We start from the raw sequence: 25,813 nt of genomic DNA on the forward strand, positions 1-25,813 counted from the left end.
GCGCGAAGCGCGCCCACGGGACGACCTTGCCGCTTCGCCTTGTGCAGTTCTCAAGATCCCGCTCATCGCTGTCATCGGCCACAATCAGGCACCAACAGTCGTCGGGCCACGCCCACGCAGTCGTACGATCACCTGATCAAGGACCGAGATGTCGATACACGAGAGTCTGGCCATCCTTCGCCGCGCCGCCGAATCCGGAACGGTCATCATCACGGCGTCGGAGCCCGCCTCCGCCGAAGCCGTCCGCGACCGCGAGACAGGGCTGAAGCCCCCTTTCGGAACCGTCGACTGGACGGCTCCGCCCAGCTACCGGGCTTTCCTCGCCGAGCACAACACCTTTGCCGTCAAGCGCTGGGACGTCTCATCCCACAGGTACATCGAGTTCGTCGTCGTCGGTGACGATGCCATCGTCGCGCTGAACTCCGAGCTCGTGCACATGCCCGAGCAGGTGGACCGCGGCGACGGCCGGTGGCTGTCCACCAACCATCTGGTCGGCTTCGCCCTCGCCGACGCAGACAACGAGGCGGTCTGGTGCTTCGATGTCACCCAGCCGGACGCAGACGGCGAATACCCGGTCTACTACCACCACTACGACGATCAGGAAGGGCGCGCACGCTACGTCGAGGGCGGGGACTGGGAGGATCCGGCCAACTCCACCCCGGATTTCCCCACGTTCGGCGCCTGGCTGGACGCGATGGCCAACGCGTTCACCGCGTCCGAGCCACCGAGCTGGTTCGAACAGCTGGGCTCTCCGGGCTTCTATCCGGGGTCGTAGGAGGCCGTATGGGGAGGGTGGCGGTCATGATCGGCGATTCGGGCGTCGGTCTCAGCGGTGAGTCGTCCATGCCTGCCGGATCAGACTGCGCACGGTAATGATCGTGTCGGCGAGGTCGAAGCGCGTCACACGGTGTCGTACGGCCCGGCGTGGTGGTGACCGAGCCTCATGTGACCCGCATACCCGTGTCCAAGTCGGCAGCGCTCATCCCAAGGATTAGAGGATTCCCACAGCCCGCCGGGCGCCGTCCTCTGCTCTGACGCGGTCGCCGAGCGATCGGCCGCGGTGGGCCATGTCGGCGTCGCCGGCCGCCAGGGTGATGGCGGCGGTCAGTTCTTCCGCTGTCAGGCGACGCTGCGGCTGCGGCTCTGAGGCGACGCCGGCGGCGTGCGTGCGGGCCGCCCAGAACGGCTGGTCGGCGACGAAGGGGCCACACCACCTGAGGACGTCCGGCGACGCCGCGGGTCGGTGCCGGCCATCCTTCCGGGCGGCTGCCGGGGCGGCGATGTCGGCGGCGAACAGCGAGCCGAACAGCGTCACGGTGGCGACGGCGAGGAGGAGCGCGACCGCCAGGCCGACGAAGGCGGCCGCACGCCGGCGCATCTGCCCGAGAGCGATCGAGATCATCGCGCTCACCCGCCCAGCCGGCTCAGACGTTCGCCGACCTGGGCGGCGGTGGGCCGGTCGAGTTCGTCGACCACCAGGCCGTCGGCGAGCAGCAGCACCCGGTCCGCGTACCCGGCGGCCACCGGATCGTGGGTGACCATCACGCAGGTCCGCCCCTCGCGGTCTACGCCGGCGCGCAGCAGGGCGAGGATCTCGTGGCCGGTGGCCCGGTCGAGCGCGCCGGTCGGCTCGTCGGCGAAGAGCACCTGAGGGCGCGCGACCAGCGCCCGGGCGATCGCCACCCGCTGCTGCTGCCCGCCGGACAACTGTCCGGGCCGGTGCCGCTCACGACCGGCCAGGCCGACCCGGGCGAGCGCGTCCAGCACCCGGCCCCGGTCAGGCCGCTTCCCGGCCAGCCCCCCGGTCAGGCCGCTTCCCGGCCAGCCGGCCGGGAAGTTCGACGTTCTGCGCGACCGTCATCGCCGGCATCAGGTTGAACGCCTGGAACACGAACCCGACCCGGCTTCGCGCAGCCCGGACACCTCGGTGCCGCCCCACCAGACGGAGCCCCGGTCGGGCCGGTCCATCCCCGCGAGGCAGTGCAGCAGGGTGGTCTTGCCCGAGACTGACGGCCCCCATCACCGCCGTGAACGTCCCGGGAGCGAGTGTCGCCGACACACCGCGCAACGCCCGCACGGCGGCGGTGCCGCGCCCGTCCTCGCGGTGCAGGTCCTCCACCAGGACGGCGGCTCCCGGCCCGATGTCTGTCACCCTCTCGGTCATGCCCCTCATCCTCGGCGGACGGGGGCATGGAGATCGATCGTGCCCGCACCCGGATCAAGGGTTCGGGAAACCGAACCCCGCGGCCGACGTTCCTACCGCCCGGCGCGGAATCAGCGGAATCAGCGGAGAACGGCGAGGTCTCCCCGCTGGACGATGCCGCCGCGCACGACGCCGGCCTGCAGGCCGAACCGTACCTGGTGGGCGTGTCCGAGCAGCTTGAGGAGCTGTGCGTCAGGTCCCAGCCCGTCGTGGGGCTGAGGCATGCCGACCATGACACAGCGGGGCATGCCCGGCCCGAGGCACAGCTCCACCTGGTCGCCGATGGTGAGATGGCGGCCCTGCCAGTCGTCCTCGACGAAGCCGGCGCCCTCCGTCTCCAGCACGAGGTTCGCGCGGAAGCGGGCGACGTCGACGCCTTCGCCGAGCAACCGCTCCAGTTCGCGCACCGCGGCCGTGGTGACGAGATGAACGGGCGCCTCGTCATGGTGCCGTACGGAGGACTGCCGGCGCAGACTCAGTGGCCGGCCCAGCAACGTGCTGAGCACCTGACCGGCTGCCGGGTCATCGGCACGGTACTCCCGCCCGTCCGGGAGCGTCACCAGCGGCGCCTCACCGTCTTCCGAATCCGCGGCCGCGGTCTCGTCCAGGCGGGCGCGCAGGGTGAGCAGGCCGTCGACGCGGCGGAAGCGGCGGGTGGTCTTGCCGCTTGCGATCCCGCCGTCCGGGGTGTAGACCGCCCAGCGTCGATCTCCGGCGACCCCGTCGGAGGTGAAGCGGGCACGAGTCAGCCGCTCGCCCCCCATGGACTTCACCGGATACCGCGCAAGCCCGGCCACCCGGCCCACCGGCACGGGTGACGGTTCCGCGCGCCCCGGGACGTCCTCGCAGCCGCAGGAGTACAGATGCCGGATCGTGCTCACTTGCCCTCCATCGCCGGCAGCGGCCGGTTCAGTGCTCCGCCAGCCATCGCATGACCTGTTCGGCGTGGCCGGCCGGCTCCTCGACGGGAAAGAACACGTGCTCGACCCGGCCGTCGACCACGACGAGGGTCAGCCGGCGGTACAGCGTCATCTCGTCGGCATCGAACGTGGGCAGCCCGAGAGCGGCGGCCACGGTCAGGCGCGGGTCGGCCAGCAGCGGGTACGGCAGCCGGAGCCGGTGCACCACCTCCCGCTGATACCCGCTCGACTGCGCCGACAGCCCGTAGATCCGCGCCGCCCCGGCCTTCAGCAGGTCGGCGTGATGGTCGCGGAACCCGCACGCCTGCTCGGTGCAGCCCCGCGCGCCCGGGATCGTCTCCCATCCCCGCGGCAGGTCCACGCCAGGCCGCCCGGTCAGCGGATACAGGAACAGCACGCTGCGCCCCTGGCCGAGCGCCCGGACGCGGACCTTGCTTCCGTCGGTGACCACGAGCTCCAGATCCGGCAGCTCGGTTCCCACGAGCCCGGCCGGGTCCACGGCCGCGATGACCCGCCGCCGGCCGGACTGCGGCCGCATCATGCGCTGCGCGGCCACGTCGAGCCGGGCGCGCAGCCGGTCACGCTGCTCGGCGAGCCGCGTGATGCGCTGCTCCACCTGGTCGATGGCCCGCTGGTACGTGGCCAGCGACGCCGGACACAGGTCACCGGAGTCGGCGCCGCTGACCAGGCACTCGACGAACGGCCGCGTCTCCTCCACCGGGAGGCCCAGCGCCATCAGCGACCGGATCTGCTCCACGAGCCGCACCGCGATCGGGTCGTACTCCCGGTAGCCGTTGGCACAGCGACGCGGGACGACCAGGCCGAGCGCCTCGTAGTAGCGCAACGCCCGCACCGTGACACCGGTACGCCGCGCCAGCTCCCCCACTCGCATGACCGAAACCCTAAACCCGCACCTGAAGGTACAGGTCAACGCACCGGTCGATCCCGCGGGGCACAGCCGTAGGGGCGGTGCCACGGGCGCGAGGACCGGCGGGCAGTGGTCACGCCAGATCGAGGAGCTGCTCGTAGAAGCCGCCGAAGCCGCGAGCCCGGTCCACGAAGTGCAGCTCCAGAATCCAGTGACAGGTCCTCCCCGCGCGGTCGGTGCGCCGCAGCGGGGTGTCGTTCTCCGGAGTGATGTAGGACTCCGCCTTCGCGCCGTCGTTCACCTCGTGCGGGAACTCCCCCACGAGATGCCCGGCGTGCCAGATGCCGAGCTCCCAGCCGGCTTCGCCCGCCAGCCGTTCCACCTCGGCGTACAACTGCCGGCCGGTGATGTCCGGGTCGGCCGCGAACGCCGCGCGTCCCTCGTCGAAGACGCGCGGCAGATCGTGCAGCAGCAGGTGCTTGTCCGGGTCGTCGCCGAAGACGTACGTGCGGCCGAAGTCGGCCTCGTACTCCTCGAAGATCGGGCCGAAGTCGGCGAAGGCGACGTCGTCCTCGCCGATGATGCGGTCGGGCGGGTTGTCCCGGTACGGGAGCAGCGTGTTGGGCCCGGAGCGGATGATCCGCTTGTGCCAGTGCTTGGTCGTGCCGAACATGTCGTTGGCCAGGTCCCGGATGCGATCGCTCACCTCCCGCTCCCCGACCCCAGGTGCGACCAGTCCGCGCGCCTCCACCTCATCGAACAAGGCGATGGCCTTCTCCTGCGCCGCCACCAGGCCGGCGACCCGCCGAGCCTCCTCCTCCGGCCCGCCGTGATCAGACGTCATGCTCGCGACCCGTCGTGGTCAGCCGCGTACACCCAGCCGTGCAGACCCGACGCCAGCGGTACGAGAGCACGCCGGTAGTCGTCGACCTCGTAGTCGTCGGCCGCGGCGAGTTCGTCCTCGCTCAGGCGCAGCGCCGTGCCCTCCACGACGTCGGCGGCGCTTCCCGTGGCCCGCAGGATCGGATGATGGGTGGCACCGCTGATCGCGATGACCTCCGGATCGGTGATCTCCACCATGGACAACCGGTAGCCGGGCAACTGGTCCGGAGTGCCGCTCACCTCGCGGCCGAACACCGAAAGCTGCACCTCGCTCTGGCGCAGCGTGCCATAGGAAAACAGGACGACAGAGTGATCAGACATGGCCGAAACCCTAAACCCGCCCCCTGAGGTACAGGTCAAACGCCTCCGCCGACGCCCTCAAGGGCTGCCGACGCGGAACCGCCACGTCACACCGTCGAACCGCTCACCGCTTGACCACTTCGCGCCAGGGCTCAGGCAGCAGGGCTTCACTGGCTGCCACGCCGTCATCTGGCGCGACCGTCCAGAAGCAGTTCCCACAGCCTCATGCCCTCTGCCCTGACCTGCCAAGGACTCTCATGGACAACGCGGCGGCCGACCTCTCGTACGGTCCGCCGGATGAAGAGGAGGCCGCCTGACTGGCAGAGCTCGTACGACGGACTGGTGCAGAGGCAGGTGTGCGCCTGCACGCGAACCCAGGAGGACCGTGCCGTCGCAACGCGCCATGGAACAGGCACGCAGAATTCCTCGCGAGGGGCCACGTGCAAGCCATGGAAATCAGCGAACGGCTTCACGTTGATCTCCTGTCGAGTGCTGCCTGCTCGCACGCAACAGGGCCTCCATCGCGCTCCGCGCCGTCAGCACGCCTCGCTGAGAACGGACTCGATGCGCTCGGCGGCGCACCGAACGTCCTCAACCGAGCCGAGGGAAGCCGGTCAGGGAGACAGAAACCTCGTCCGGCCGACTCGACAGCCAGTCTTCGCAACTGCTCGAAGGCATCGATGGCGTAGATGATCATGCTGTTCTCCTCGTCCGATCGGTCTGCTCGAAGCTGCTGACAGAAGACCTCGCAGCCTGATTTGCTCGCAACGAGCAGCAAAAACAGCGAGAGGTACGCACATGGCAACCGAGAGGAAGCGGCGACGTGGGCGGCCACCGAAGGAGCTGACCCCCGGCTCGTCCCTGCTGGCCGCGCTGGGAGCCAAGCTCCGTGAGCTGAGAAAGGCCCGATCGCTCACTCTGGTTCAGCTGTCGGAGTTGACCGGCTACTCCTGCCAGCATCTCGGAGCGATCGAGCGAGGAGCTGTCGCGCCCTCCGAGTCGGTGATCTCGTCGTGCGACGCAGGGCTAGGAGCGGGTGGAGTACTCAATGGCCTGCTGCCCGGAGTGATCCGCGAGCAGGCACATCTCCGTCACAACAGCGACGCGGCCCGCCGAACGGGTTCTCTTCAGCACGGGCCGGCCGTGGATTGGGAGCGCCTCAGCACCGCGAGCACACGCCCGTCGGCGGTGAGCAAGGCCGTGGTCGAGGACATCGAGGCCATCACCGCGCATCAGCGTCACCTCTACCACCAGCTGACCTCAGCCCAGATGCTCGCGCCCGTCGACGGCCACCTCGGTCTGCTGCTCTCCCTTCTCGACACGCCGAGCACCGATTCGCTCCGTCTGCGCCTGGCGTCGGCAGCCGGCGAGGCCGCGGGCTTCGCGGCCTGGATCTGGTTCGACCTGAGCGACCCGTTCAAGATGACGTACCGCTACCGCACCGCCCTGAGCGCCCTCACCGAAGCGGGGGATCTGGGCCTGCGTTCGTATGTCACCGCCTTCCAAGCGGTCATGGCACATGCGGCGGGCCGCTTCGATGAGGCCGTGGAGTACTCCATGGCGGCACTCGACATGGCGGAGCACGCGTCCGTCGGCAGCGTGACGAAGTCATGGATTCACGCTGTCCACGCCACCGCGCTGGCCCACACCAATGACCACCATGGGGCGCTGTCCGAGCTCGGCCGAGCGCAGGACATGCTCGACCGTGCCGACGAGCGGCGAGACGAGTGGATGTACGACTTCGATCAGGAACGGCTCCTTGGGTACCGGGGAAACTGCCTCATGGAGGTGGGCCGCTACCAGGCGGCTGTCGCAGCCTTTGAGCGGGCCTTGCAGGGGGTGCCCGCCACCTGCGTCCGCCGGCGGGCCGAGATCAGCGTGGATCTGGCAGAGGCACTCGTGCGGCAGGGCGAGACGGACGAGGCTGTGCGCATCGCCAAGGAAGCGGTCACCGTGTTTCTGCAGCGTGGCTCCCTGTCCGGGGTTTCCCGGGTCAAGCGGCTCCGGAAACGGCTGGCCGCACACCACCACGGTGCCGCGGTTCGCGACCTGGATGGGTTCGTCCGCGCATGGCGAGGCTGAGCCCCCTCCCGGCCGACCTCGTCGGCCGGGCTACGGTCACCTTCGACGCCCTCCAATCGGCCGGTGGCACCATCTACTGGATCGAAGGCAGACCGGAGGGGGATGTTCTCCGCGCATGGTCGTCGGACGAGGGCCGCAGCGATGTCCTTCCGCAAGGCTTCCAGGTCGCGTCGTACGTGCACGAGTACGGCGGCGGCGCGTATGTGGTGGGCGAGCCTGACGTCTGGTTCTGCAACGCGAGCGACCAGAGGATCTACCGCTACCGGCCCGGCTCGCCCCCGTATCCGGTGACGCCCGTCCCGGAAAGGCCCGGGGCGCACCGTTACGCCGATCTGCGACGCGTGCCGGGGGACGGAAGACTGGTGTGTGTGCGGGAGCGCCACGAGGGCTCGGCCGTGCACAACGAGCTGGTGATGCTCCCGGGCGACGGCTCAGCGGAGCCCGAGGTCATCGCTGCTGGAGATGACTTTTACATGTCCCCCGCGCTCAGCCCCGACGGCAAGCAACTCGCCTGGGTTTCGTGGAACGCGCCGTTGATGCCCTGGGACGGATCTCGCCTCTGGCTGGCGGACCTCGAAGGCGGTGAACGCCGGCTCATCGCGGGCGGTGACGACGAGTCGGTGTGTCAGCCGCAGTGGGACGCGAAGGGGATCCTGCACTTCGTGTCCGACCGTTCAGGCTGGTGGAACCTCTACGCACGGGACTCGGGCAGGACCATCCCGGTGCTGACCGGGAAATTCGAGCTGGCCGCCGCGCCGTGGGAGTTCGGCTACCGGACCTATGCGCTCAGCGATGACCGGATCATCACCATCGCCCAACGGGGATCGGAACACCTCCTTCTCACCAGGACCGGGAACGGCGACATTCACCACGTCGAGCTGCCGTACACCTCGATGAAGCCTTATCTGGCAACGGTCGGCGCCGATGTGGTCGTGATCGCTTCCAGCCCGACCCGCCTTCCCGAAGTCGTCAAGGTGACCCCGGGCGGCGCCGCACAGGAGCTCGCATCGACCGGCCTCACCATCAACGGATACGCGATCGCCCACCCGCAGCGTTTCTCCTTCACGACACGCGACGGGACCGAAGCCCACGGCCTCTTCTACCTGCCGACGACGAAGGTCGCCGAGCCCCCGCCTCTCATCGTTCGCGTGCACCCCGGCCCCACCGCGAACTGGCCCATGAGACTGGACCTCCACGCCCAGTACCTCACCGGCCGAGGTTTCGCCGTCGCCGACGTGGACCATCGCGGGAGCACGGGATACGGGCGCGTCTACCGCAACGGGCTGCGCCATCGATGGGGGGAAGCCGACGTCGCCGACTGCGTCGATGCCGCCCTCTACCTGATATCCGCAGGGCGAGCCGATGGCCACCGCGTCGTGATCTGGGGCGCAAGCGCGGGAGGGTTCACCGTGTTGTCCGCCCTGTCATCGACGAATGTCTTCGCCGGTGGCATCGCCCGGTCCGCCGTGGTGGATCCAGAAGAGTGGGGACGGTCGGCACCCAAGTTCCAAGCACACCATCCCACCCTCCTGACCAGCAGGAGTCCCGAACCCGCTTTCCTGTCTCCGTTGCTGCTCATCCACGGGGATGCCGATCCAGTCACTCCCCTTGAAGCCGTACGAGCCCTGGCTCAGCAGAGTGCCCGCTCCCGGCTCGTCGTCATTCCCGGCGCCGGGCACACGTTCCGCCGACCCGGCGATGTCACCACGATCTTGAAGGCAGAGCTGGAGCATCTGCGGGCTGTGCTCGAAGCCGACGCCTGATCACAGCCGACTCCGGTTCCGGCTTGTTCGTGACCGCGGTGGCGCTGCCAAGGCGGCGGTCCTCCCCTCCGATGCCATTGCTGAAGCCGTCGCTCTGGACGGCCACGTCCCCTCAGACTGTGAGGTCGAGGTTGTCCGCGTAGAACTCCACCGCTCGTTCATACCCCCCGACCTGCTTGGTCTCAGCAAGGAGACTCAACAGGTCCTGTACCGCCTCACGGTGCCTGCCCAGGTTGTGCAGCGCCATCGCGCGAAACGTGCGCAGCCCGTGATCGCCAGGGGACTCCTCCAGCCCCTTGTCGAAGGCCGCCAACGCTTCTTCAGGACGGCCGCACACACGAAGGGTGCTGCCATAGTTCGTCCACGTGACGCGCCGGTCGCTGGCGCCCATCTCCAGCGCTTTCTCGTAGTACGGCAGCGCCTCGTGCTCGTCGCCGAGGGCGTCATGGGTGTAGGCGATCTGCCGCAGCACCTCGGGGTCCCCCTGGTCCTGAGTCAGCAGGTAGGTCAGTCTCTCGCGAAGTTCCGCATCAGTCATGGAGATCAGTATGCCTTCGGCCTCTCTCGGGCACCTCGCTGTGCCTCGGCCTGGGGCGATGGCTCCTGGATAGCTCTCAACAGCGCCTCGATCCTCGTTGCGCATGGAGGTCTTGATCCGATGGCCAGGCGCCCCTCTCGTCATCGCCTCTCTCCCGTCGAGCCGGCCGGCGCTCGGGGGTCCGGGGGCCGGAGGCCCCCGGCCAGGGGGTGTGGGGGAGCTCGGCTCCCCCACTGTCACAGCCCGAACCCCCATCGCGCGAAGCGCGCCCACGGGAGGACCTTGCCTTGAGGAGCTGGCAGAGTCGAGAGGCGGCCCTGTGCTGCCTGCTCGCACGCAGCGTGGGGCTTCATCGCGCTCCGACGGTCATGAGGCCGACCGGTGCACCTCGGCGGGAATGGTATCCATGTGATCGGCGGCGCACCGAACATCCGCAACCGGTCGGACCATGCGCACATTCGGCAGTTTTCCCTGCCAGAGCTCTCGCTCGCCTGTGACCTTGAATCCGTAGCGTTGATAGAAGCAGATCGCGCGCTCGTTGTACTCGGTGACCCAGAGCCGCATGGGCATGCTCCCCGCCCAGGTGAGGAACTCACCCATCAACCGGCCTCCGACGCCTCGGCCCTGGGCTTCCTCCAGCAGGTACATCGGCCCCAGGATGACCACGTCATCCCGGCGACCGCAGAGGAAGCCGACGATCTCCGCCCCCGAACGGACGATACGGCAGAACAGCAGGTCTGGCTGCCGCCTCGCAGCCTCGATGAACCCCCGCCACTGGGCGATTCCCTCGTCTGTGGCAGAGGAGCCACGGTGCTCACGGATCCAGTCCTCATCGATCCCCGCTTCCTCGCAGGGGTACGTCTGCAGCCAGACCCTCAACTGCACCGGCCCAAGAGACGACGCGTCGTCGGCATGGGGGGCTTCGATCACATAGGTCATGGGGACATCCTCGACGAGGCTCCCCGAGCGTCTCCCAGCCGCATCAGTAGTGTCTTCTGGGCAGTCCTCGATACCTCCTCAGCCTCAGCCCGATGACCGGTATCTCTTGTCATCGGCTCTCTCCCGTCGAGCCGGCCGGTGCTCGGGGGTCCGGGGGCCGGAGGCCCCCGGCCAGGGGGTGTGGGGGAGCTCGGCTCCCCCACTGTCACAGCCCGAACCCCCATCGCGCGAAGCGCGCCCACGGGAGGACCTTGCCTTGAGCACCGGGCTGACCACGTACCCCTGAAGTCCGTTCTCACAGCGCCTTTGTTGCGGCCGTGTTTCGCGCGTTACCCATGTGTGCGCCTTGTTACAGCCGTGCGACACACGTAACCGGAGCACCGCCACGGACCGTCAGAGTGCGTAACCCGCGCTTCCTACGCTCACCGAGCAGAAAGAGAGAGCGTAGGAGGAGATGATGGCGCGGTGGCTCGCCGAATGGCACCCCGATGACGAGACCTTCTGGGAGACCACGGGCAAGAGGATCGCACGGCGGAACCTCATCTTCTCGATCTTCGCGGAGCATCTGGGCTTCACCGTCTGGACTCTCTGGAGCATCGTGGCGACCAGGATGGGCGCCTACCAGTTCTCCACCGACCAGCTCTTCTGGCTGGTCGCGCTGCCCAACCTGATCGGGTCGGCGCTGCGCGTGCCCTACACGTTCGGCCCGGCGCGCTTCGGCGGGCGCACCTTCACCACCTTCAGCGCGCTCATGCTGCTGATCCCCGCCGTCCTGCTCGGGGTGGCGGTGCGCGACCCGGGCACGCCGTACTGGCTGTTCCTGCTGATCGCGGCGCTGGCCGGGGTGGGCGGCGGCAACTTCGCCTCCAGCATGGCCAACATCACCTACTTCTACCCCCGCTCCCGGCAGGGCGTCGCCCTCGGGCTCAACGCCGCCGGCGGCAACATCGGCGTCAGCTCCGTGCAGCTCGTCATGCCGCTGGTGATCGGCGGGCTCGGGCTGGCCGCGGCGGGGTGGTTCTGGGTGCCGTTCATCCTGCTGGCCGCCGGTTGCGCCTGGTTCTTCATGGACAACCTGGCCAGCGCCAAGGCCAGCCCGCGCGAGCAGCTCGCGGTGGCCGGGCGCGCCCAGACCTGGGTCATGTCGTTCCTCTACATCGGCACGTTCGGCTCGTTCATCGGCTACTCGACGGCGTTCCCGCTGCTGGCCAAGAGCCTGTTCCCCGACTCGCCGTGGGCGGCGGTGGCCTTCGCCGGGCCGCTGGTCGGCTCGCTGATCCGGCCGGTGGGCGGCTGGCTGGCCGACCGGCTCGGCGGCGCCCCGGTCACGCTGTGGAACTTCGCCGGCATGGGCGCCGGCGTCGCCCTGGTCTGGCTCGCGGTCGAGGCCGGCGCGTTCTGGCCGTTCTTCCTGGCCTTCCAGGTGCTGTTCGTCACGGCCGGCATCGGCAACGGCTCCACGTACCGGATGATCCCCGCGATCTTCCAGGCGAAGGCCGTCGCCGAGCGCGGCGAGAGCGAGGAGGCGCTCCTGTACGGCAAGCGGCAGGCGTCGGCGGCGATCGGCATCATCTCCGCGGTGGGCGCGCTCGGCGGGTTCCTCATCAACCGGGCGTTCGGGATGTCGTTCGCGCAGACCGGCAGCCCCTCGACCGCGCTGGCCGCCTTCGGCGCCTTCTACGTGGCCTGCTTCGCCCTGACCTGGTGGTGCTACACGCGGACGGTCGGCGTCTCGCGGGTGGCCAGCCTCGCCCACGCCCGGGTCTGAGACATGGGAAAAGTGCTGAGCCACTGCCCCTACTGCGCCCTGCAGTGCGGCATGGCCATCACCGCCGAGGCGGTGATCAGTCCCCGGTCCGACATCCCCGCCAACGCCGGCGGCGCCCTGTGCCAGAAGGGGTGGACCGCGGCCGAGCTGCTGACTAGCGGCGAGCGCCTGACCACCCCGCTCCTGCACGGCAGGCCCGTCTCGTGGGAGACCGCGCTCGACCACGTGGCCGGCCGGCTGTCCGAGATCCGCGCCGAGCACGGCCCCGACGGTGTGGCCGTGTTCGGCGGCGGCGGGCTGACCAACGAGAAGGCCTACCAGCTCGGCAAGTTCGCCCGGGTGGTGCTCGGCACCAGCCAGATCGACTACAACGGCCGCTTCTGCATGTCGTCGGCGGCGGCCGCCTCCTCGCGGGCGTTCGGGATGGACCGCGGCATGCCGTTCCCGATCACGGACCTCGCCGAGGCCGACGTCGTGCTGCTGGCCGGCGGCAACGTGGCCGAGACGATGCCGCCGTTCGTGCGGCACCTGAACGGGCCGCGGCTCATCGTCGTGGACCCGCGCCGCACCGCGACCGCCAAGCTCGCCTGGCTGCACCTGCAGCCGACCCCGGGCACCGACCTGGCGCTGGCGCTGGGGCTGCTGCACCTGGCGATCGCCGACGGGCTCGTGGACGAGGAGTACGTCGCCGCCCGCACCTCAGGCTTCGACGCGGTGCGCACCTCGCTCGCCTCGTGGTGGCCGGAGCGGGTCGAGCGGATCACCGGCGTTCCGGTGCCGCGCATGCGGCAGGCGGTCCGCGCGCTGGCCTCGGCCGACCGCGGAATCGTGCTCACCGGGCGCGGCGCCGAGCAGCACGCCAAGGGCACCGACACGGTGACCGCGTTCATCAACCTGGCGCTCGCGCTCGGCCTGCCCGGCCGCGAGGGCTCCGGGTACGGCTGCCTGACCGGGCAGGGCAACGGCCAGGGCGGACGGGAGCACGGCCAGAAGGCCGACCAGCTCCCCGGCTACCGCAAGATCGACGACCCGGCGGCCCGCGAGCACGTCGCCCGCGTGTGGGGGGTGTCCCCTGAGGACCTGCCCGGCCCCGGCCGTTCGGCCTACGAGCTGCTGGACGCGCTCGGCACGCCGGAGGGGCCGCGGGCGCTGCTGCTGTTCGGCTCCAACCCGGTGGTGTCGGCGCCCCGCTCGGGGCACGTCACCGACCGGCTGCGCGCCCTGGACCTGCTGGTGGTGGCCGACATCGTGCTGTCGGAGACCGCCGCCATGGCCGACGTGGTCCTCCCGGTCACCCAGTGGGCCGAGGAGACGGGCACGATGACGAACCTGGAGGGCAGGGTGCTGCTGCGCCGCCAGGCGGTCCGGCCGCCCGACGGCGTCCGCGGTGACCTGGAGGTGCTGCAGGGGCTGGCCAAGCGGTTCGGCCACGCGTTCTCCGCCGACCCGCGCGAGGTGTTCGACGAGCTGCGCCGGGCCAGCGCGGGCGGGCTCGCCGACTACGCGGGCATCACGTACGAGCGGATCGAGAAGGAGAAGGGCGTCTTCTGGCCCTGCCCCTCCCCCGGCCACCCCGGCACGCCGCGGCCGTTCCTCGACCGGTTCGCCACCCCGGACGGCCGGGCCAGGTTCGTGGCGGTCGAGCACCGCCCGGCCGTCGAGGAGATCGACGAGGACTACCCCCTCTACCTCACGACCGGCCGGGTGCTGGCCCAGTACCAGAGCGGCGCGCAGACCCGCCGCATCGCCCCGCTGGCCGAGGCGGCGCCCGAGCCGTTCGTGGAGCTGCACCCGGACCTCGCCGGCGAGCTGGAGATCGGCGCCGGCGACCTGGTGCGGGTCACCAGCCGGCGGGGCGAGGGCCGGTGGGTGGCCAGGATCAGCGACGCGATCAGGCGCGACACGGTGTTCATGCCGTTCCACTGGGAGGGCGCCAACCGCCTGACCAATCCCGCGCTCGATCCCGTCTCCCGGATGCCGGAGTTCAAGGTGTGCGCCGTCAGAGTGGAGAGGGTCGCATGAGACTCGTCGTCGTAGGCAACGGCATGGCCGGCTCGCGGCTGGTCAGCGAGGTGCGGGCGCGCGACCCGCACGTCACGGTCACGGTGCTCGGCGCCGAGACGTGCCGGCCGTACAACAGGGTGCTGCTGTCGAACGTGCTCGCCGGGACCACCCGGCCCGACCAGGTGCGGCTGGTGGACCCGTCGTGGTACGCCACGCACCGGGTGGAGGCGGTGTTCGGCAGCGCCGTCACGTGCCTGGACCGGGACGCCCGCATGGTGATCACCGAGGACGGGCGGCGGGTGCCGTACGACGTGCTCGTCCTGGCCACCGGCAGCGAGGCGATCGTGCCGCCCATCCCCGGCGTGGAGCGGGCGATCCCGTTCCGCACGCTGGACGACTGCGAGCGCATCCTGGAGGCCGCGGGGCGCAGCCGGCGGGCCGTGGTCGTCGGCGGCGGGCTGCTCGGCATCGAGGCCGCCCGCGGTCTGGCCGGGCGGGGCCTGCCGGTGACGCTGCTGCACCTGGCCGGCCACCTGATGGAGCGCCAGCTCGACGTGGAGGCCGGGCAGGTGCTCGGCGAGACGCTGGCCGGGCTGGGCGTGGACATCCGCACCGGCGTGACCGCGCGGGAGGTGCGCGCGGACGGCGTGGCGCTGGCGGACGGCGAGCTGGTCGAGGGCGACCTGGTGGTCCTGGCCTGCGGCGTGCGGCCGCTCACCGGCCTGGCCGCCGACGCCGGGCTGGAGGTGCGGCGCGGCGTGGTCGTGGACGACGAGATGCGCACCGACGACCCGTCGATCTTCGCGATCGGCGAGTGCGCCGAGCACGACGGCACCGTGTACGGCCTGGTGGCGCCCGCCTGGGAGCAGGCGACGGTGGCGGCCGACGTGATCACCGGCGGCAAGGCCCTCTACCGGGGCTCACGGCTGGTGACCCGGCTGAAGGCCAAGAGCGTGGAGCTGGCCGCGATGGGCGAGACGCAGCTCACCGAGGAGCACGCCGAGGTGGTGCGCTTCAGCCATCGGGCCCGCGGCACCTACCGCAAGCTCGTCATCCGCGACGGCCGGCTCGTGGGCGCGATCCTGCTGGGCGAGAGCGACGCGGTGGGCACGCTGACGCAGTTGTTCGACCGGGGCGGCACGCTGCCGGGCGACCGGGCCGGGCTGCTGTTCCCGGGCCTGTCGTCGGCGGCGCACGTGGCCGACAGCCCGACGCTGATGCCGGACGCGGCCCGGGTGTGCCAGTGCAACAACGTGACCAAGGGCCAGATCCGGGCGTGCTGGGAGGCCGGCGCGCGGGACGTGGCCGGGATAGCGGCGGCGACCAGGGCCACGACCGGCTGCGGCACCTGCCGCGACGCGGTCGAGGGCATCGTCGGCTGGCTGTGTGAGCAGGAAGGAGTTTCGGCATGAGCCGAGTCGTCGTCGCGGGGTACGGGCCTGCCGCCCACCGGTTCGTGGAGGCGCTGCGCGAGCGGGGCTTCGGCGGCCGGATCACGGTGATCGGCGAGGAGCCGCGCCCGGCCTACGACCGGGTGGCGCTGACCTCGTACCTGACCGGCACGAGCCTCGCGGACCTCACCTACGAGGTGCCCGAGGGCGTCGAGACCCTGCTCGGCACCCGCGTCACCGGCATCGACCGGGAGGCGCGCGTGGTCACCACGGCGGCCGGCGAGAGCGTGCCGTACGACGTGCTGGTCCTGGCGACCGGGTCGGCGCCGTTCGTGCCGCCGGTGCCCGGCGCGGAGCACGCCCACGTCTACCGCACGATCGACGACCTCGACGCGATCCGGGCGGCGTCGGACGGCGCGTCGGAGGGCGTGGTCGTCGGCGGCGGGCTGCTCGGCCTGGAGGCGGCCGACGCGCTGCGCGGCCTCGGCCTGCGCACGCACATCGTGGAGATGAGCCCGTGGCTCATGCCGCGCCAGGTGGACGAGGGCGGCGGCGCGGTGCTGAAGGGCCACATCGAGGACCTCGGGCTGAGCGTCCACGCCGGCGCGGGCGTCCAGGAGATCGTCACCGACGCCGAGGGGCGGGTCACCGGCCTGCGCAAGCCCGACGGCACCCTGCTCGACGCGCAGATCGTCGTCTTCTCGGCCGGGATCAGGCCGCGCGACGAGCTGGCCCGGGCTGCCGGGATCGACGTGGGCGAGCGGGGCGGCGTCGTGGTGGACGCGGGCATGCGCACCTCCGACCCGGCCGTGTACGCCATCGGTGAGTGCGCGCTGGCCGGCGGCCAGGTCTACGGCCTGGTCGGGCCGTGCAACACGATGGCCGAGGTGGCCGCCGACCGGATCCTCGGCGGGACGGCCGTCTTCGAGGGGGCCGACCTGTCGACCAAGCTGAAGCTGCTCGGCGTCGAGGTGGCCCAGTTCGGCGCGATGAGCGGGGCGCTCGACGTCACCTACATGGATCCGGTGGGCGGCGTCTACAAGAGGCTGTTCATCAGCGACGACGCCCGGACGCTGCTCGGCGGCATCTGCGTGGGCGACGCCGCCCCGTACGCGACGCTGCGGCCGTTCGTCGGCAAGCCGCTGCCGGCCGCGCCGGCCGACCTGCTGTTCACCGGGACGGGCGCGGCCAACCTGGACCTGCCGGACGAGGCGCAGGTCTGCTCGTGCAACAACGTGAGCGCGGGCGCGGTGCGCACCGCCATCGCCGACAAGGGCGTGTGCGACGTCCCCGCGATCAAGGCGTGCACCCGGGCCGGCACCACGTGCGGGAGCTGCGTGCCGATGCTCAAGCAGCTCCTGGAGAAGTCGGGCGTCGAGATCAGCAAGGCGCTGTGCGAGCACTTCACCTACTCGCGGGCCGAGCTGTTCGACATCATCCGCGTGCGCGGCGTCACGACGTTCTCGGAGCTGATCGCCAACCACGGGACGGGACGCGGCTGCGACATCTGCAAGCCCACGGTGGCCTCGATCCTGGCCTCGCTGCACAACGGGCACGTGCTGGAGGGCGAGCGGGCGGCGCTGCAGGACACCAACGACGCCTACCTGGCCAACATCCAGAAGAACGGCACCTACTCGGTCGTCCCGCGCATCCCGGGCGGCGAGATCACCCCGGACAAGCTCATCGTGATCGGCGAGGTGGCCCGCGACTTCGGCCTCTACACCAAGATCACCGGGGGGCAGCGGATCGACCTGTTCGGGGCCCGCGTCGAGCAGCTCCCGCAGATCTGGAAGCGGCTGGTGGACGCCGGCTTCGAGTCGGGTCACGCGTACGGCAAGGCGCTGCGCACGGTCAAGTCGTGCGTCGGCTCGACCTGGTGCCGCTACGGCGTGCAGGACTCGGTGGGCCTGGCCATCGCCCTCGAACTGCGTTACCGCGGCCTGCGGGCCCCGCACAAGCTGAAGTCGGCGGTGTCGGGCTGCGCCCGCGAGTGCGCCGAGGCCCGCTCGAAGGACTTCGGGATCATCGCGACCGAGCAGGGCTGGAACCTGTACGTCGGCGGCAACGGCGGCTTCAAGCCCCGCCACGCCGACCTGTTCGCCTCCGACCTGACCACGGACGAGCTGATCAGGACCATCGACCGGTTCCTCATGTACTACATCCGCACGGCCGACCGGCTCCAGCGCACCGCCGCCTGGGTCGAGTCCATCGAGGGCGGCCTCGACCACGTCCGGGACGTGATCGTGAACGACTCGCTGGGGCTGTGCGCCGAGCTGGACGCCCAGATGGCGCACCACGTGTCCACGTACGAGGACGAGTGGCGCGCCACCATCGAGGACCCGGAGAAGCTGAGCCGCTTCGTCAGCTTCGTCAACGCCCCCGGCGTCCCCGACCCCTCGATCGTCTTCGAACGCGAACGTGACCAGATCAAGCCGATGGTGGTGACTCCATGACCATGACCGTTCCCATGACCTGGACGACCGTGTGCGACTACCACGTGCTGCTGCCGGAGCGCGGCGTGTGCGCCCTGGTGGGCGGCGAGCAGGTGGCCGTCTTCCGCACCTTCGACGGAGCCGTGTACGCGATCGGCAACCTCGATCCGTTCAGCGGCGCCCATGTGCTCTCCCGGGGCATCGTGGGCACGCGGGGCGGCGAGCCGACGGTGGCCTCGCCGCTGCACAAGCAGGTGTTCTCGCTGGTCACGGGCGTCTGCCTGGACGAGCCGGGAGCGGCGGTGCCGATCTATCCGGCGCGGGTGGCGGACGGCCGGGTGGAGGTCGCGGCGCGGCCCGCCCTGCCGGAGCGGGGCGGGCCGCTGGAGTCAGGGCGCCGTCTCGTTGACGCACCGTAGGACGGGGTGGCCGGTCAGGGCGCCAGGGTCCAGCTCCTGACCGGTCGCCACGGTGAACGCCGCCGACTCGCCCGGCAGCAGGGTGACCAGCATGTCGTCCACCGAGGCGGCGGGGTCGAGCCGGTCGGGGAACAGCGCCAGGTCGCGCAGCACCGTCCGGGCGGTGACCGTGACCCGGTAGCCGCCCGCGACCGGCTCGGCGCGCGCCTCGTAGGCGGCCGGCGGGAAGTCGACGGCGGTGTCCTCGGCGTAGAAGGCCACGGCCCGGCTCTCGCCCAGCCGGGCGACCAGCAGCTCGCGCCGCGGGTCGCCGGGGACGCCCACGGCCGGGGGCAGCGGGATCCGGGCCGCCGTCCGGGGCGGCGCGTCGACCGGGACGGCCTCCTTGGCCAGCGGCTCGCCGTCGAGCCCGTGCCGGACGAGGAGCAGTTCGCCCCGCCACGGCCGGTCGGTGTCGTTGACGACGGCGACCTCGCCGTCCAGCACGGCGAGCAGCCGGTCGGCGTAGACGCGGCGCAGCGCGTACCACAGCGGCTTGCGCCGGCCGTCGCCGTCCACCGCCGACCAGGAGGTGACCGGCCAGCAGTCGTTGAGCTGCCACAGGATCGTGCCGGAGCAGTGCGGGGCGAGCGCGCGGAAGCGCTCGATGCCGTAGGTGACGGCGCGGGCCTGGTTGAGCTGGGTCAGCCAGTGCCAGGCGTCGAACGTCGCGGGCCGCGGCAGGTGGTCGCCGAGGCCGCGCAGCAGCTTGCCGTTGCCGTCGTCGGCCTTCTGGTGGTGCAGCACGAGCGGCGCGTCGCCGGCCAGCTCGCCGGTGATGGCGCGGCGCATGGTCGCGTACGCCGCCGGGCCCTGGAAGCCGAACTCGGCGACGAAGCGCGGGGTGTGGGCGGCGTAGCGGGTGTAGTCCTCGCGGTTCCACACGTCCCAGATGTGCACGGTGCCGCTCGCCGGGTCGTTGGGCGGCAGCTCGGGCGACCCGGAGTACGGGCTGCCCGGCCAGTACGGCCGCGTGGGGTCGAGCTCGGCGACGATCGACGGCAGCAGGTCGTGGTAGAAGCCGGCGCCCCAGGTGCGGCCCTCCAGGCGGGCGGGCCAGCCCCAGTCGGCGTGTCCCTCCAGGTTCTCGTTGTTGCCGCACCACAGCACGAGGCTGGGGTGGGGGGCCAGGCGGGTGACGTTCTCGCGGGCCTCGGCCTCCACCTCCGTGCGGAACGGCTCCTCCTCCGGGTACGCGGCGCAGGCGAACGGGAAGTCCTGCCAGACCATGAGGCCGAGTTCGTCGGCCAGGTCGTAGAAGTCCTCGCTCTCGTACAGGCCGCCGCCCCACACGCGCAGCAGGTTGACGCCCGCCCCGGTGGCCTGGGCGAAGCGCCCGGCCAGGCGGTCGCGGGTCACCCGGGCCGGGAAGCAGTCGTCGGGGATCCAGTTGACGCCGCGCACGAACACCGGCACGCCGTTGACCGACAGCCGGAACGCCTCGGGCTCCAGCTCGACGGTCCGGAAGCCGATCTTCCGCCGCCACTCCCCCGCGGCCCGGCCGTTCCCGTCGCCGAGCCGGACGGTCAGGTCGTGGCGGTGCGGGGCGCCGTGCCCGCGGGGCCACCACAGCGCCGGCTCCGCCACCGACAGGCGCGCGACCGCGCGCCGCCGTCCCGCGGGGATCGGCACCTCCACGCTCGCCCCGGCCACCTCGGCCGTCACGACCAGCGGCTCCTCCGAGGACCGCTCGACCCGGACGTGCACCTCCACCTCCCCCCGATCTCCCGCGACGCGGACCACGGGGCGGACCTCGGCCAGGCGGGCGACGCTCCAGCTCTCCAGCCCGACGGGCCGCCAGAGGCCGGCCGTGACGAGGGCCGGGCCCCAGTCCCAGCCGAAGTTGCAGGCCGCCTTGCGCACGAACGGGTACGGCGCCGCGTACGCGCCGGGCCGGTCGCCGAGGGCCGCCCGCCACGCCTCGGCGTACGCGGGGGCCGGGTCGAAGCGGATCTCCAGCGTGTTGGCGCCCTCGCGCAGCAGGTGGCGCACCGGGAAGCGGTAGGAGCGGTGCTGGTTGGCCGTGTGCCCGAGGCGGACGCCGTTGAGCGTGAGCGTGGCGACGGTGTCCAGGCCCGCGCACACGAGGTCGGTGCGCTCGTGCCCGTCGGGCGTCCAGGTGAAGGCGGTGGCGTAGGTCCAGGCGGTGTCGCCGATCCAGCTCAGGCGGTTCTCGTTGTCGTCGAGGTAGGGGTCGTCGATGAGGCCAGCGGCGAGCAGGTCGGTGTGGACGCAGCCGGGCACGGTCGCGGGGATGGGCCCGGCGTCAGAAACCGCGGTGCCCGCGGCGGGTCGCAGGGTCCAGCCGTCGGACAGCGGGTGGTACACGGTCAAGAAACGTCTCCTTGGCAGTCGCTGGGCCGGGCGCAGGCCACGAAGTGACCCGGCGTTGGCCTCGTGTCAGCCCCCGTAGCCCCACCCGCTCATATGAGAGCGCTCCCACTGAACCGGTGAAGCAACGTGAACGTAAAGTCGCCGGGACGCCGCGTCAAGACCCGTTCCGCCCGAGCGGCTTCCGGCGTCGGACCCTGGTCGTGCCATCCGGGCGGCGCGGTAGTAAGGTTCGTCTGCACGGGTGGCTAACCGGTTCACTCGGCGGCGCATCGAGGGGGACCGGTGAAGCGACCGACGATCGCCGACATCGCGCGTCGGGCGGGTGTGTCCAAGGTGGCGGTCTCCTACGCCCTGAACGACCGGCCGGGCGTGTCGGAGGCCAGGCGCGCCGCGATCAAGGCGATCGCCGAGGAGATCGGCTGGCGGCCCAACAGCGCGGCCCGGGCGCTGAGCGGGGCGCGGGCCCGCTCGGTGGGGCTGACCCTGTGCCGGCCCGCGCGCATCCTCGGCGTGGAGCCGTTCTTCATGGAGCTGATCAGCGGCATCGAGGGCGAGCTCGCCGACCGCTCGTACGCGCTGATGCTCCAGGTGACCGCCACGCCCGAGCAGGAGGCGGAGGTCCACCGGCGCTGGTGGGGCGAGCGCCGGGTGGACGGCGCGATCCTCGTCGACCTGCGCTTCGACGACCCGCGCGTGAGCGCGCTGGAGGAGCTGGGGCTGCCGGCCGTGGTGGTCGGCCATCCCTCGCAGGCGGGCTCGCTGACACCGGTCTGGTCCGACGACGCCGCCGCCGTCCGCGAGACCGTCGAGTACCTCGCCGCGCTCGGCCACCGCCGCATCGCCCGGGTGGCGGGCCTGCCCGAGCTGGTCCACACCGTGCTGCGCGACCAGGCGTTCACCGCCGTGTGCGAGGAGCTCGGGCTGGAGTGGCACGCCATCATGCACACCGACTACACCGGCGGCGAGGGCGCCCGGGCCACGCGCCGCCTGGTCGGCTCGCCCACCCGGCCGACCGCCGTCGTCTACGACAACGACATCATGGCCGTGGCCGGCATGTCGGCGGCCCAGGAGATGCGGCTCGACGTGCCCGGCGACCTGTCGATCGTGGCCTGGGACGACTCGCCGCTGTCGCAGGTCGTCCGGCCCGCGCTGAGCGCGCTCACCCGCGACATCCCCGCGTACGGGGCACACGCGGCGCGCGCGCTGCTGGCGCTCATCGGCGGCGAGCTGGTCGAGGGCGTGCGCGACGAGGACGCCCGGCTCGTGCCCCGCGGCAGCACCGCCCCTCCCCCGCTGCTCCGGCAGTGACCCTCCGGAAACCCTGACGGCGTACCTGACCTGCGCCTTTCAGGTTCGTACGGCGCGTTATCGGCAAGTATCACGACGTGACGGGGGACATTCTCCGGGCCGAGGGCCTGCGCAAACAGTTCCCGGGCGTCCTCGCCCTGGACGGGGTGGACCTGAGCCTGCGCGCGGGCGAGGTCCACGTGCTGCTGGGCGAGAACGGCGCCGGGAAGAGCACGCTCATCAAGATCTTGTCCGGCGCCTACCACCCGGACGGCGGCCGGGTGCTCATGGACGGGCGGCCGGTGCGGATCCGGTCGGCGGGCGACGCCCGGGCGCTCGGGATCGCCACCATCTACCAGGAGTTCAACCTGGTCCCCCAGCTCACGGTGGCGGAGAACCTGGCGCTCGGCCGCCCGCCGCGCCGCTTCGGCCTCGTGGACCGGGCCCGCATGGAGCGGGACGCGGCCGACCTGCTGGCCCGCGTGGACGTGCGCGTCGATCCGCGCACGCCCGTCGGCCGGCTCGGCATCGCGCGGATGCAGATGGTCGAGATCGCCAAGGCGCTGGCGCTGGAGGCGCGGGTCCTCATCATGGACGAGCCGACCGCGGTGCTGACCACCGGCGAGGTCGAGAAGCTGTTCGCGATCGTCAGGCAGTTGCGCGACGAGGGCGTCGCGATCGTTTTCATCACCCACCACCTGGAGGAGATCCCCCAGATCGGCGACCGGGTGACCGTGCTGCGCGACGGCCGCTCCGTGGCCGAGGTGCCCGCCTCCACGCCGCACGACGAGCTGGTCCGCCTCATGGTGGGCCGCCCCATCGACCAGCAGTACCCGCGCCGGCCCGCCCGCCCCGGCGAGCCGCTGCTGAAGGTGCGGGGGCTGACCCGGCGGGGCGTGTTCGCGGACGTGTCGTTCGAGGTGCGCGCGGGCGAGGTGGTCGGCGTGGCCGGGCTCGTCGGCGCGGGCCGGACCGAGGTCGCGCGGGCGCTCTTCGGCGCCGACCACTACGACGCGGGCGAGGTCACCGTGAACGGCCGTCGGCTGCCGCCCGGGGACGTGCACGCGGCCATGGAGGCGGGGCTCGGCCTCGTCCCCGAGGACCGCAAGGGCCAGGGCCTGGTGCTGGGCGCCGCCGTGGCCGAGAACCTGGGCCTGGTCACCCTGCGCGACGCCACCCGGGCCGGGTTCGTGGACCGCAGGGGCCAGCGGACCGCCGCCGCCAAGGTCGCCGACCAGCTCGGCATCCGCATGGCGGGCCTCGACCAGGAGGTCCGCACCCTGTCCGGCGGCAACCAGCAGAAGGTGGTCATCGGCAAGTGGCTCGTGGCGGGGGCCCGCGTGCTCATCCTCGACGAGCCGACCCGGGGCGTCGACGTGGGCGCCCGGGTGGAGATCTACCAGCTCGTCAACGAGCTGACCGCCGCGGGCGACGCCGTCCTGATGATCTCCAGCGACCTGCCGGAGGTGCTCGGGATGAGCGACCGGATCCTCGTCATGGCACGCGGCCGCCTCGTCGGCGAACTCCCGGCCGCGCGGGCCACGCAGGACGACGTGATGGCGATGGCCGTCGCGGAGGTGGAGGGTGGCCGTGTCCAGTAACGTGCTCGTCCGGCGGCGCTCGCCGGTGGCGGTGTGGCTCGCCGAGAACGGCGCGCTGGTCGCGCTCGTCGTGCTCGTCGTCGGGCTGTCGCTGCTGTCGTCCGACTTCCTCAGCGTCACCAACCTGCTCAACGTGGGCGTCCAGGCGGCCGTCACCGCGATCCTCGCGTTCGGCTCCACGTTCGTCATCGTCACCGGCGGCATCGACCTGTCGGTGGGGTCCGTCGCCGCGCTGTCGGCCATCGTGCTCGCCTGGGGCGCCACCCCCGCGGGCTGGCCGTGGCCGGTCGCCACCGTCGCGGGGCTGGCCGTGGGCGTGGCGTGCGGGCTGGTCAACGCCGTCCTCATCGCGTACGGCAAGCTGCCGCCGTTCATCGCCACGCTGGCCATGCTCGGCGTCGCCCGCGGCCTCGCCCTGGTGATCTCGCAGGGCAGCCCGATCGAGCTGCCGGCGCAGGTGGCCCATCTCGGCGACACGATCGGGCGCTACCTGCCCGTCCCCGTCATCGTCATGGTCGTCATGGGGGTCGTCGCGGCCGTGATCCTCAACCGCACCTACGCGGGCCGCGCCATGTACGCCATCGGCGGCAACGAGGAGGCCGCCCGCCTGTCCGGCATCAAGGTGGACCGGCAGAAGCTCATCACGTACGCGCTGTCGGGCGGGTTCGCCGCGGTGGCCGGCATCGTGCTGGCCAGCCGCCTGGCCTCGGCCCAGCCGCAGGCCGCCACCGGCTACGAGCTGGACGCGATCGCGGCCGTGGTCATCGGCGGGGCCAGCCTGTCCGGCGGCAAGGGACGGGCGCTGGGCACGTTCGTCGGGGCGCTCATCCTGGCCGTCCTGCGCAACGGCCTCAACCTGCTGTCGGTCTCGGCCTTCTGGCAGCAGGTGGTGATCGGCGTGGTCATCGCGCTCGCGGTCCTCGTCGACACCCTGCGCCGCAGGGAAACGTCCTAGGAGGGGGAAGATCATGCGGATTTCCGCGACAGTCCTGGCCACGGCCGCCCTGGTGGCGGGCCTGGCCGGGTGCGGCTCGTCCGGCTCGTCCGGTTCCTCGGGCTCGTCGGGCTCGTCCGGGGGCGGCTCGTCCGGCGGGGCCGGCGTCAAGATCGGCATGTCGGTGTCGACGCTGAACAACCCGTACTTCGTGCAGTTCAGGGACGGCGCGCAGGCCGCGGCCGCCCGGCTCGGCGCCGCGCTCACCGTCACCGACGCCCAGAACGACGCCTCGCAGCAGGTCAACCAGGTCCAGAACTTCACCAGCCAGAGCATGAAGGCGATCATCATCAACCCGGTCGACTCCGACGCGGCGGCGCCCGCGGTCAAGGCCGCCGACCGCGTCTCCATCCCGGTGATCGCCGCCGACCGCGGCGTCAACGGCGCCGAGGTCGCCCAGACCGTCGCCTCCGACAACGTGGCGGGCGGCCGGCTGGCGGCCCAGCAACTGGCCAAGGCCGTGGGCGAGCAGGGCAAGGTGGTGGTCCTGCAGGGGGTGCCCGGCACGTCCGCCAGCCGCGACCGCGGCCAGGGCTTCACCGAGGGCATCAAGGCGTTCCCGGGCGTCCAGGTGGTCGCCCAGCAGCCGGCCGACTTCGACCGCACCAAGGGCCTGGACGTCATGACGAACCTGCTCCAGTCGCACCCCGACCTGAAGGGCGTGTTCGCCGAGAACGACGAGATGGCGCTCGGCGCGATCAAGGCGCTCGGCGGCAAGGCCGGGCAGCAGGTCAAGGTGGTCGGCTTCGACGGCACGCCCGACGGGCTGAAGGCGGTGGCGGCGGGCACCATGACCGCGACGATCGCCCAGCAGCCGAAGCTGCTCGGCCAGCGGGCCGTGGAGGCCGCGGTCAAGGCGGCCAACGGCGAGACGATCGCGAAGACGGTGGCCGTGCCGGTGAAGGTCGCCACGAAGGCCAACGTCTCCGAGTTCCAGACGTCCTGACCCTGCCGCGGACGTCCCGATCCTGCCGGAGACGTCCCGATCCTGCCGGAGACGTCCCGATCCTGCCGGACGTTCCGATCCTGCCGGACGTTCCGATCCTGAG

General features: G+C 71.6%; 20 protein-coding genes and 1 pseudogene. 12 read left to right on the top strand and 9 right to left on the bottom strand.

Going from position 1 to position 25,813, the window contains the following annotated elements:
- Positions 1 to 148 precede the first annotated feature (148 nt).
- Positions 149 to 775 carry an SMI1/KNR4 family protein gene (locus HTZ77_RS33425; protein ID WP_175593707.1) on the top strand — a complete coding sequence of 209 codons (627 nt, stop codon included), beginning with the start codon at positions 149 to 151 and terminating at the stop codon, positions 773 to 775.
- A 216-nt stretch (positions 776 to 991) separates the two neighbouring features.
- On the opposite strand, the gene HTZ77_RS33430 is transcribed toward HTZ77_RS33425, so the two are convergent.
- The 6 genes and pseudogenes from HTZ77_RS33430 to HTZ77_RS33455 form a co-directional block, all read right to left on the bottom strand.
- Positions 992 to 1,402, bottom strand: coding sequence for a glycosyltransferase family protein (locus HTZ77_RS33430; protein ID WP_175593548.1), 411 nt, complete (start codon positions 1,400 to 1,402; stop codon positions 992 to 994).
- Between the two features lie 5 nt (positions 1,403 to 1,407).
- Positions 1,408 to 2,164, bottom strand: a pseudogene (locus HTZ77_RS33435) (ABC transporter ATP-binding protein).
- Positions 2,165 to 2,283: 119 nt separating this feature from the next.
- A complete protein-coding gene (locus HTZ77_RS33440; protein WP_175593708.1) occupies positions 2,284 to 3,084 on the bottom strand; it encodes an MOSC domain-containing protein in 801 nt (266 codons plus the stop codon).
- A gap of 28 nt (positions 3,085 to 3,112) precedes the next feature.
- Complete coding sequence (locus HTZ77_RS33445) at positions 3,113 to 4,015, bottom strand: MerR family transcriptional regulator (protein WP_175593709.1); 903 nt, start codon at positions 4,013 to 4,015, stop codon at positions 3,113 to 3,115.
- Between the two features lie 109 nt (positions 4,016 to 4,124).
- On the bottom strand, positions 4,125 to 4,835 hold the full coding sequence (locus tag HTZ77_RS33450; RefSeq protein ID WP_175593710.1) for a M24 family metallopeptidase: 711 nt from the start codon (positions 4,833 to 4,835) through the stop codon (positions 4,125 to 4,127).
- Positions 4,832 to 5,194: a gamma-glutamylcyclotransferase family protein gene (locus HTZ77_RS33455; protein WP_175593711.1), complete on the bottom strand. Its 363-nt coding sequence runs from the start codon at positions 5,192 to 5,194 to the stop codon at positions 4,832 to 4,834. The genes HTZ77_RS33450 and HTZ77_RS33455 overlap by 4 nt, the downstream gene beginning before the upstream one ends.
- 777 nt (positions 5,195 to 5,971) lie before the next feature.
- Between HTZ77_RS33455 and HTZ77_RS33460 the strand changes: the two genes are divergently transcribed.
- Positions 5,972 to 7,255, top strand: coding sequence for a tetratricopeptide repeat protein (locus tag HTZ77_RS33460; RefSeq protein WP_175593712.1), 1,284 nt, complete (start codon positions 5,972 to 5,974; stop codon positions 7,253 to 7,255).
- Positions 7,243 to 9,018 (top strand): S9 family peptidase, encoded by a 1,776-nt coding sequence (locus HTZ77_RS33465; protein WP_175593713.1) that lies wholly within the window; start codon positions 7,243 to 7,245, stop codon positions 9,016 to 9,018. The genes HTZ77_RS33460 and HTZ77_RS33465 overlap by 13 nt, the downstream gene beginning before the upstream one ends.
- A 112-nt stretch (positions 9,019 to 9,130) precedes the next feature.
- Here the strand turns inward: HTZ77_RS33465 and HTZ77_RS33470 are convergent, their stop codons facing one another.
- Entirely contained in the window at positions 9,131 to 9,556 is a 426-nt protein-coding gene (locus HTZ77_RS33470; RefSeq protein WP_175593714.1) for a tetratricopeptide repeat protein, read from the bottom strand.
- A gap of 366 nt (positions 9,557 to 9,922) precedes the next feature.
- Positions 9,923 to 10,495 (bottom strand): GNAT family N-acetyltransferase, encoded by a 573-nt coding sequence (locus HTZ77_RS33475; RefSeq protein ID WP_175593715.1) that lies wholly within the window; start codon positions 10,493 to 10,495, stop codon positions 9,923 to 9,925.
- Positions 10,496 to 10,952: 457 nt separating this feature from the next.
- Between HTZ77_RS33475 and HTZ77_RS33480 the strand changes: the two genes are divergently transcribed.
- Genes HTZ77_RS33480 through nirD form a run of 5 tightly spaced genes read left to right on the top strand, consistent with a single transcriptional unit; the run spans position 10,953 to position 18,509 of the window.
- A complete protein-coding gene (locus HTZ77_RS33480; RefSeq protein ID WP_175593716.1) occupies positions 10,953 to 12,263 on the top strand; it encodes an MFS transporter in 1,311 nt (436 codons plus the stop codon).
- A gap of 3 nt (positions 12,264 to 12,266) precedes the next feature.
- Positions 12,267 to 14,285: a molybdopterin oxidoreductase family protein gene (locus tag HTZ77_RS33485; RefSeq protein ID WP_175593717.1), complete on the top strand. Its 2,019-nt coding sequence runs from the start codon at positions 12,267 to 12,269 to the stop codon at positions 14,283 to 14,285.
- A complete protein-coding gene (locus HTZ77_RS33490; protein WP_175593718.1) occupies positions 14,282 to 15,679 on the top strand; it encodes an FAD-dependent oxidoreductase in 1,398 nt (465 codons plus the stop codon). The genes HTZ77_RS33485 and HTZ77_RS33490 overlap by 4 nt, the downstream gene beginning before the upstream one ends.
- Positions 15,676 to 18,111 carry a nitrite reductase large subunit NirB gene (nirB, locus tag HTZ77_RS33495; protein WP_175593719.1) on the top strand — a complete coding sequence of 812 codons (2,436 nt, stop codon included), beginning with the start codon at positions 15,676 to 15,678 and terminating at the stop codon, positions 18,109 to 18,111. Before HTZ77_RS33490 ends, nirB begins: the two co-directional genes overlap by 4 nt.
- A complete protein-coding gene (gene nirD, locus HTZ77_RS33500) occupies positions 18,108 to 18,509 on the top strand; it encodes a nitrite reductase small subunit NirD (protein WP_205304207.1) in 402 nt (133 codons plus the stop codon). Before nirB ends, nirD begins: the two co-directional genes overlap by 4 nt.
- On the opposite strand, the gene HTZ77_RS33505 is transcribed toward nirD, so the two are convergent.
- Complete coding sequence (locus HTZ77_RS33505) at positions 18,480 to 20,882, bottom strand: glycoside hydrolase family 2 protein (protein WP_175593720.1); 2,403 nt, start codon at positions 20,880 to 20,882, stop codon at positions 18,480 to 18,482. The genes nirD and HTZ77_RS33505 overlap by 30 nt on opposite strands.
- Before the next feature lie 282 nt (positions 20,883 to 21,164).
- On the opposite strand from HTZ77_RS33505, the gene HTZ77_RS33510 reads away from it, so the two are divergent.
- The 4 genes from HTZ77_RS33510 to HTZ77_RS48860 all read left to right on the top strand — a co-directional run bounded on the left by HTZ77_RS33510 (position 21,165) and on the right by HTZ77_RS48860 (position 25,710).
- Complete coding sequence (locus HTZ77_RS33510) at positions 21,165 to 22,190, top strand: LacI family DNA-binding transcriptional regulator (RefSeq protein WP_175593721.1); 1,026 nt, start codon at positions 21,165 to 21,167, stop codon at positions 22,188 to 22,190.
- Between the two features lie 77 nt (positions 22,191 to 22,267).
- Positions 22,268 to 23,770: a sugar ABC transporter ATP-binding protein gene (locus HTZ77_RS33515; protein WP_175593722.1), complete on the top strand. Its 1,503-nt coding sequence runs from the start codon at positions 22,268 to 22,270 to the stop codon at positions 23,768 to 23,770.
- Positions 23,760 to 24,725, top strand: a complete 966-nt coding sequence (locus HTZ77_RS48855) for an ABC transporter permease (protein ID WP_407940587.1) — start codon at positions 23,760 to 23,762, stop codon at positions 24,723 to 24,725. Before HTZ77_RS33515 ends, HTZ77_RS48855 begins: the two co-directional genes overlap by 11 nt.
- A 13-nt stretch (positions 24,726 to 24,738) precedes the next feature.
- Positions 24,739 to 25,710 (top strand): substrate-binding domain-containing protein, encoded by a 972-nt coding sequence (locus HTZ77_RS48860; protein WP_175593724.1) that lies wholly within the window; start codon positions 24,739 to 24,741, stop codon positions 25,708 to 25,710.
- The last annotated feature ends 103 nt before the right edge of the window (positions 25,711 to 25,813 follow it).

Source organism: Nonomuraea montanisoli (assembly GCF_013363975.1).
Taxonomy (GTDB): domain Bacteria; phylum Actinomycetota; class Actinomycetes; order Streptosporangiales; family Streptosporangiaceae; genus Nonomuraea; species Nonomuraea montanisoli.

Coding starts and splice junctions, on each gene's coding strand:
- HTZ77_RS33425 (WP_175593707.1), top strand. CDS start 149: ATGTCGATACACGAGAGTCTGGCCATCCTTCGCCGCGCCGCCGAATCC.
- HTZ77_RS33430 (WP_175593548.1), bottom strand. CDS start 1,402: ATGATCTCGATCGCTCTCGGGCAGATGCGCCGGCGTGCGGCCGCCTTC.
- HTZ77_RS33445 (WP_175593709.1), bottom strand. CDS start 4,015: ATGCGAGTGGGGGAGCTGGCGCGGCGTACCGGTGTCACGGTGCGGGCG.
- HTZ77_RS33450 (WP_175593710.1), bottom strand. CDS start 4,835: ATGACGTCTGATCACGGCGGGCCGGAGGAGGAGGCTCGGCGGGTCGCC.
- HTZ77_RS33455 (WP_175593711.1), bottom strand. CDS start 5,194: ATGTCTGATCACTCTGTCGTCCTGTTTTCCTATGGCACGCTGCGCCAG.
- HTZ77_RS33460 (WP_175593712.1), top strand. CDS start 5,972: ATGGCAACCGAGAGGAAGCGGCGACGTGGGCGGCCACCGAAGGAGCTG.
- HTZ77_RS33465 (WP_175593713.1), top strand. CDS start 7,243: ATGGCGAGGCTGAGCCCCCTCCCGGCCGACCTCGTCGGCCGGGCTACG.
- HTZ77_RS33470 (WP_175593714.1), bottom strand. CDS start 9,556: ATGACTGATGCGGAACTTCGCGAGAGACTGACCTACCTGCTGACTCAG.
- HTZ77_RS33475 (WP_175593715.1), bottom strand. CDS start 10,495: ATGACCTATGTGATCGAAGCCCCCCATGCCGACGACGCGTCGTCTCTT.
- HTZ77_RS33480 (WP_175593716.1), top strand. CDS start 10,953: ATGGCGCGGTGGCTCGCCGAATGGCACCCCGATGACGAGACCTTCTGG.
- HTZ77_RS33485 (WP_175593717.1), top strand. CDS start 12,267: ATGGGAAAAGTGCTGAGCCACTGCCCCTACTGCGCCCTGCAGTGCGGC.
- HTZ77_RS33490 (WP_175593718.1), top strand. CDS start 14,282: ATGAGACTCGTCGTCGTAGGCAACGGCATGGCCGGCTCGCGGCTGGTC.
- nirB (WP_175593719.1), top strand. CDS start 15,676: ATGAGCCGAGTCGTCGTCGCGGGGTACGGGCCTGCCGCCCACCGGTTC.
- nirD (WP_205304207.1), top strand. CDS start 18,108: ATGACCATGACCGTTCCCATGACCTGGACGACCGTGTGCGACTACCAC.
- HTZ77_RS48860 (WP_175593724.1), top strand. CDS start 24,739: ATGCGGATTTCCGCGACAGTCCTGGCCACGGCCGCCCTGGTGGCGGGC.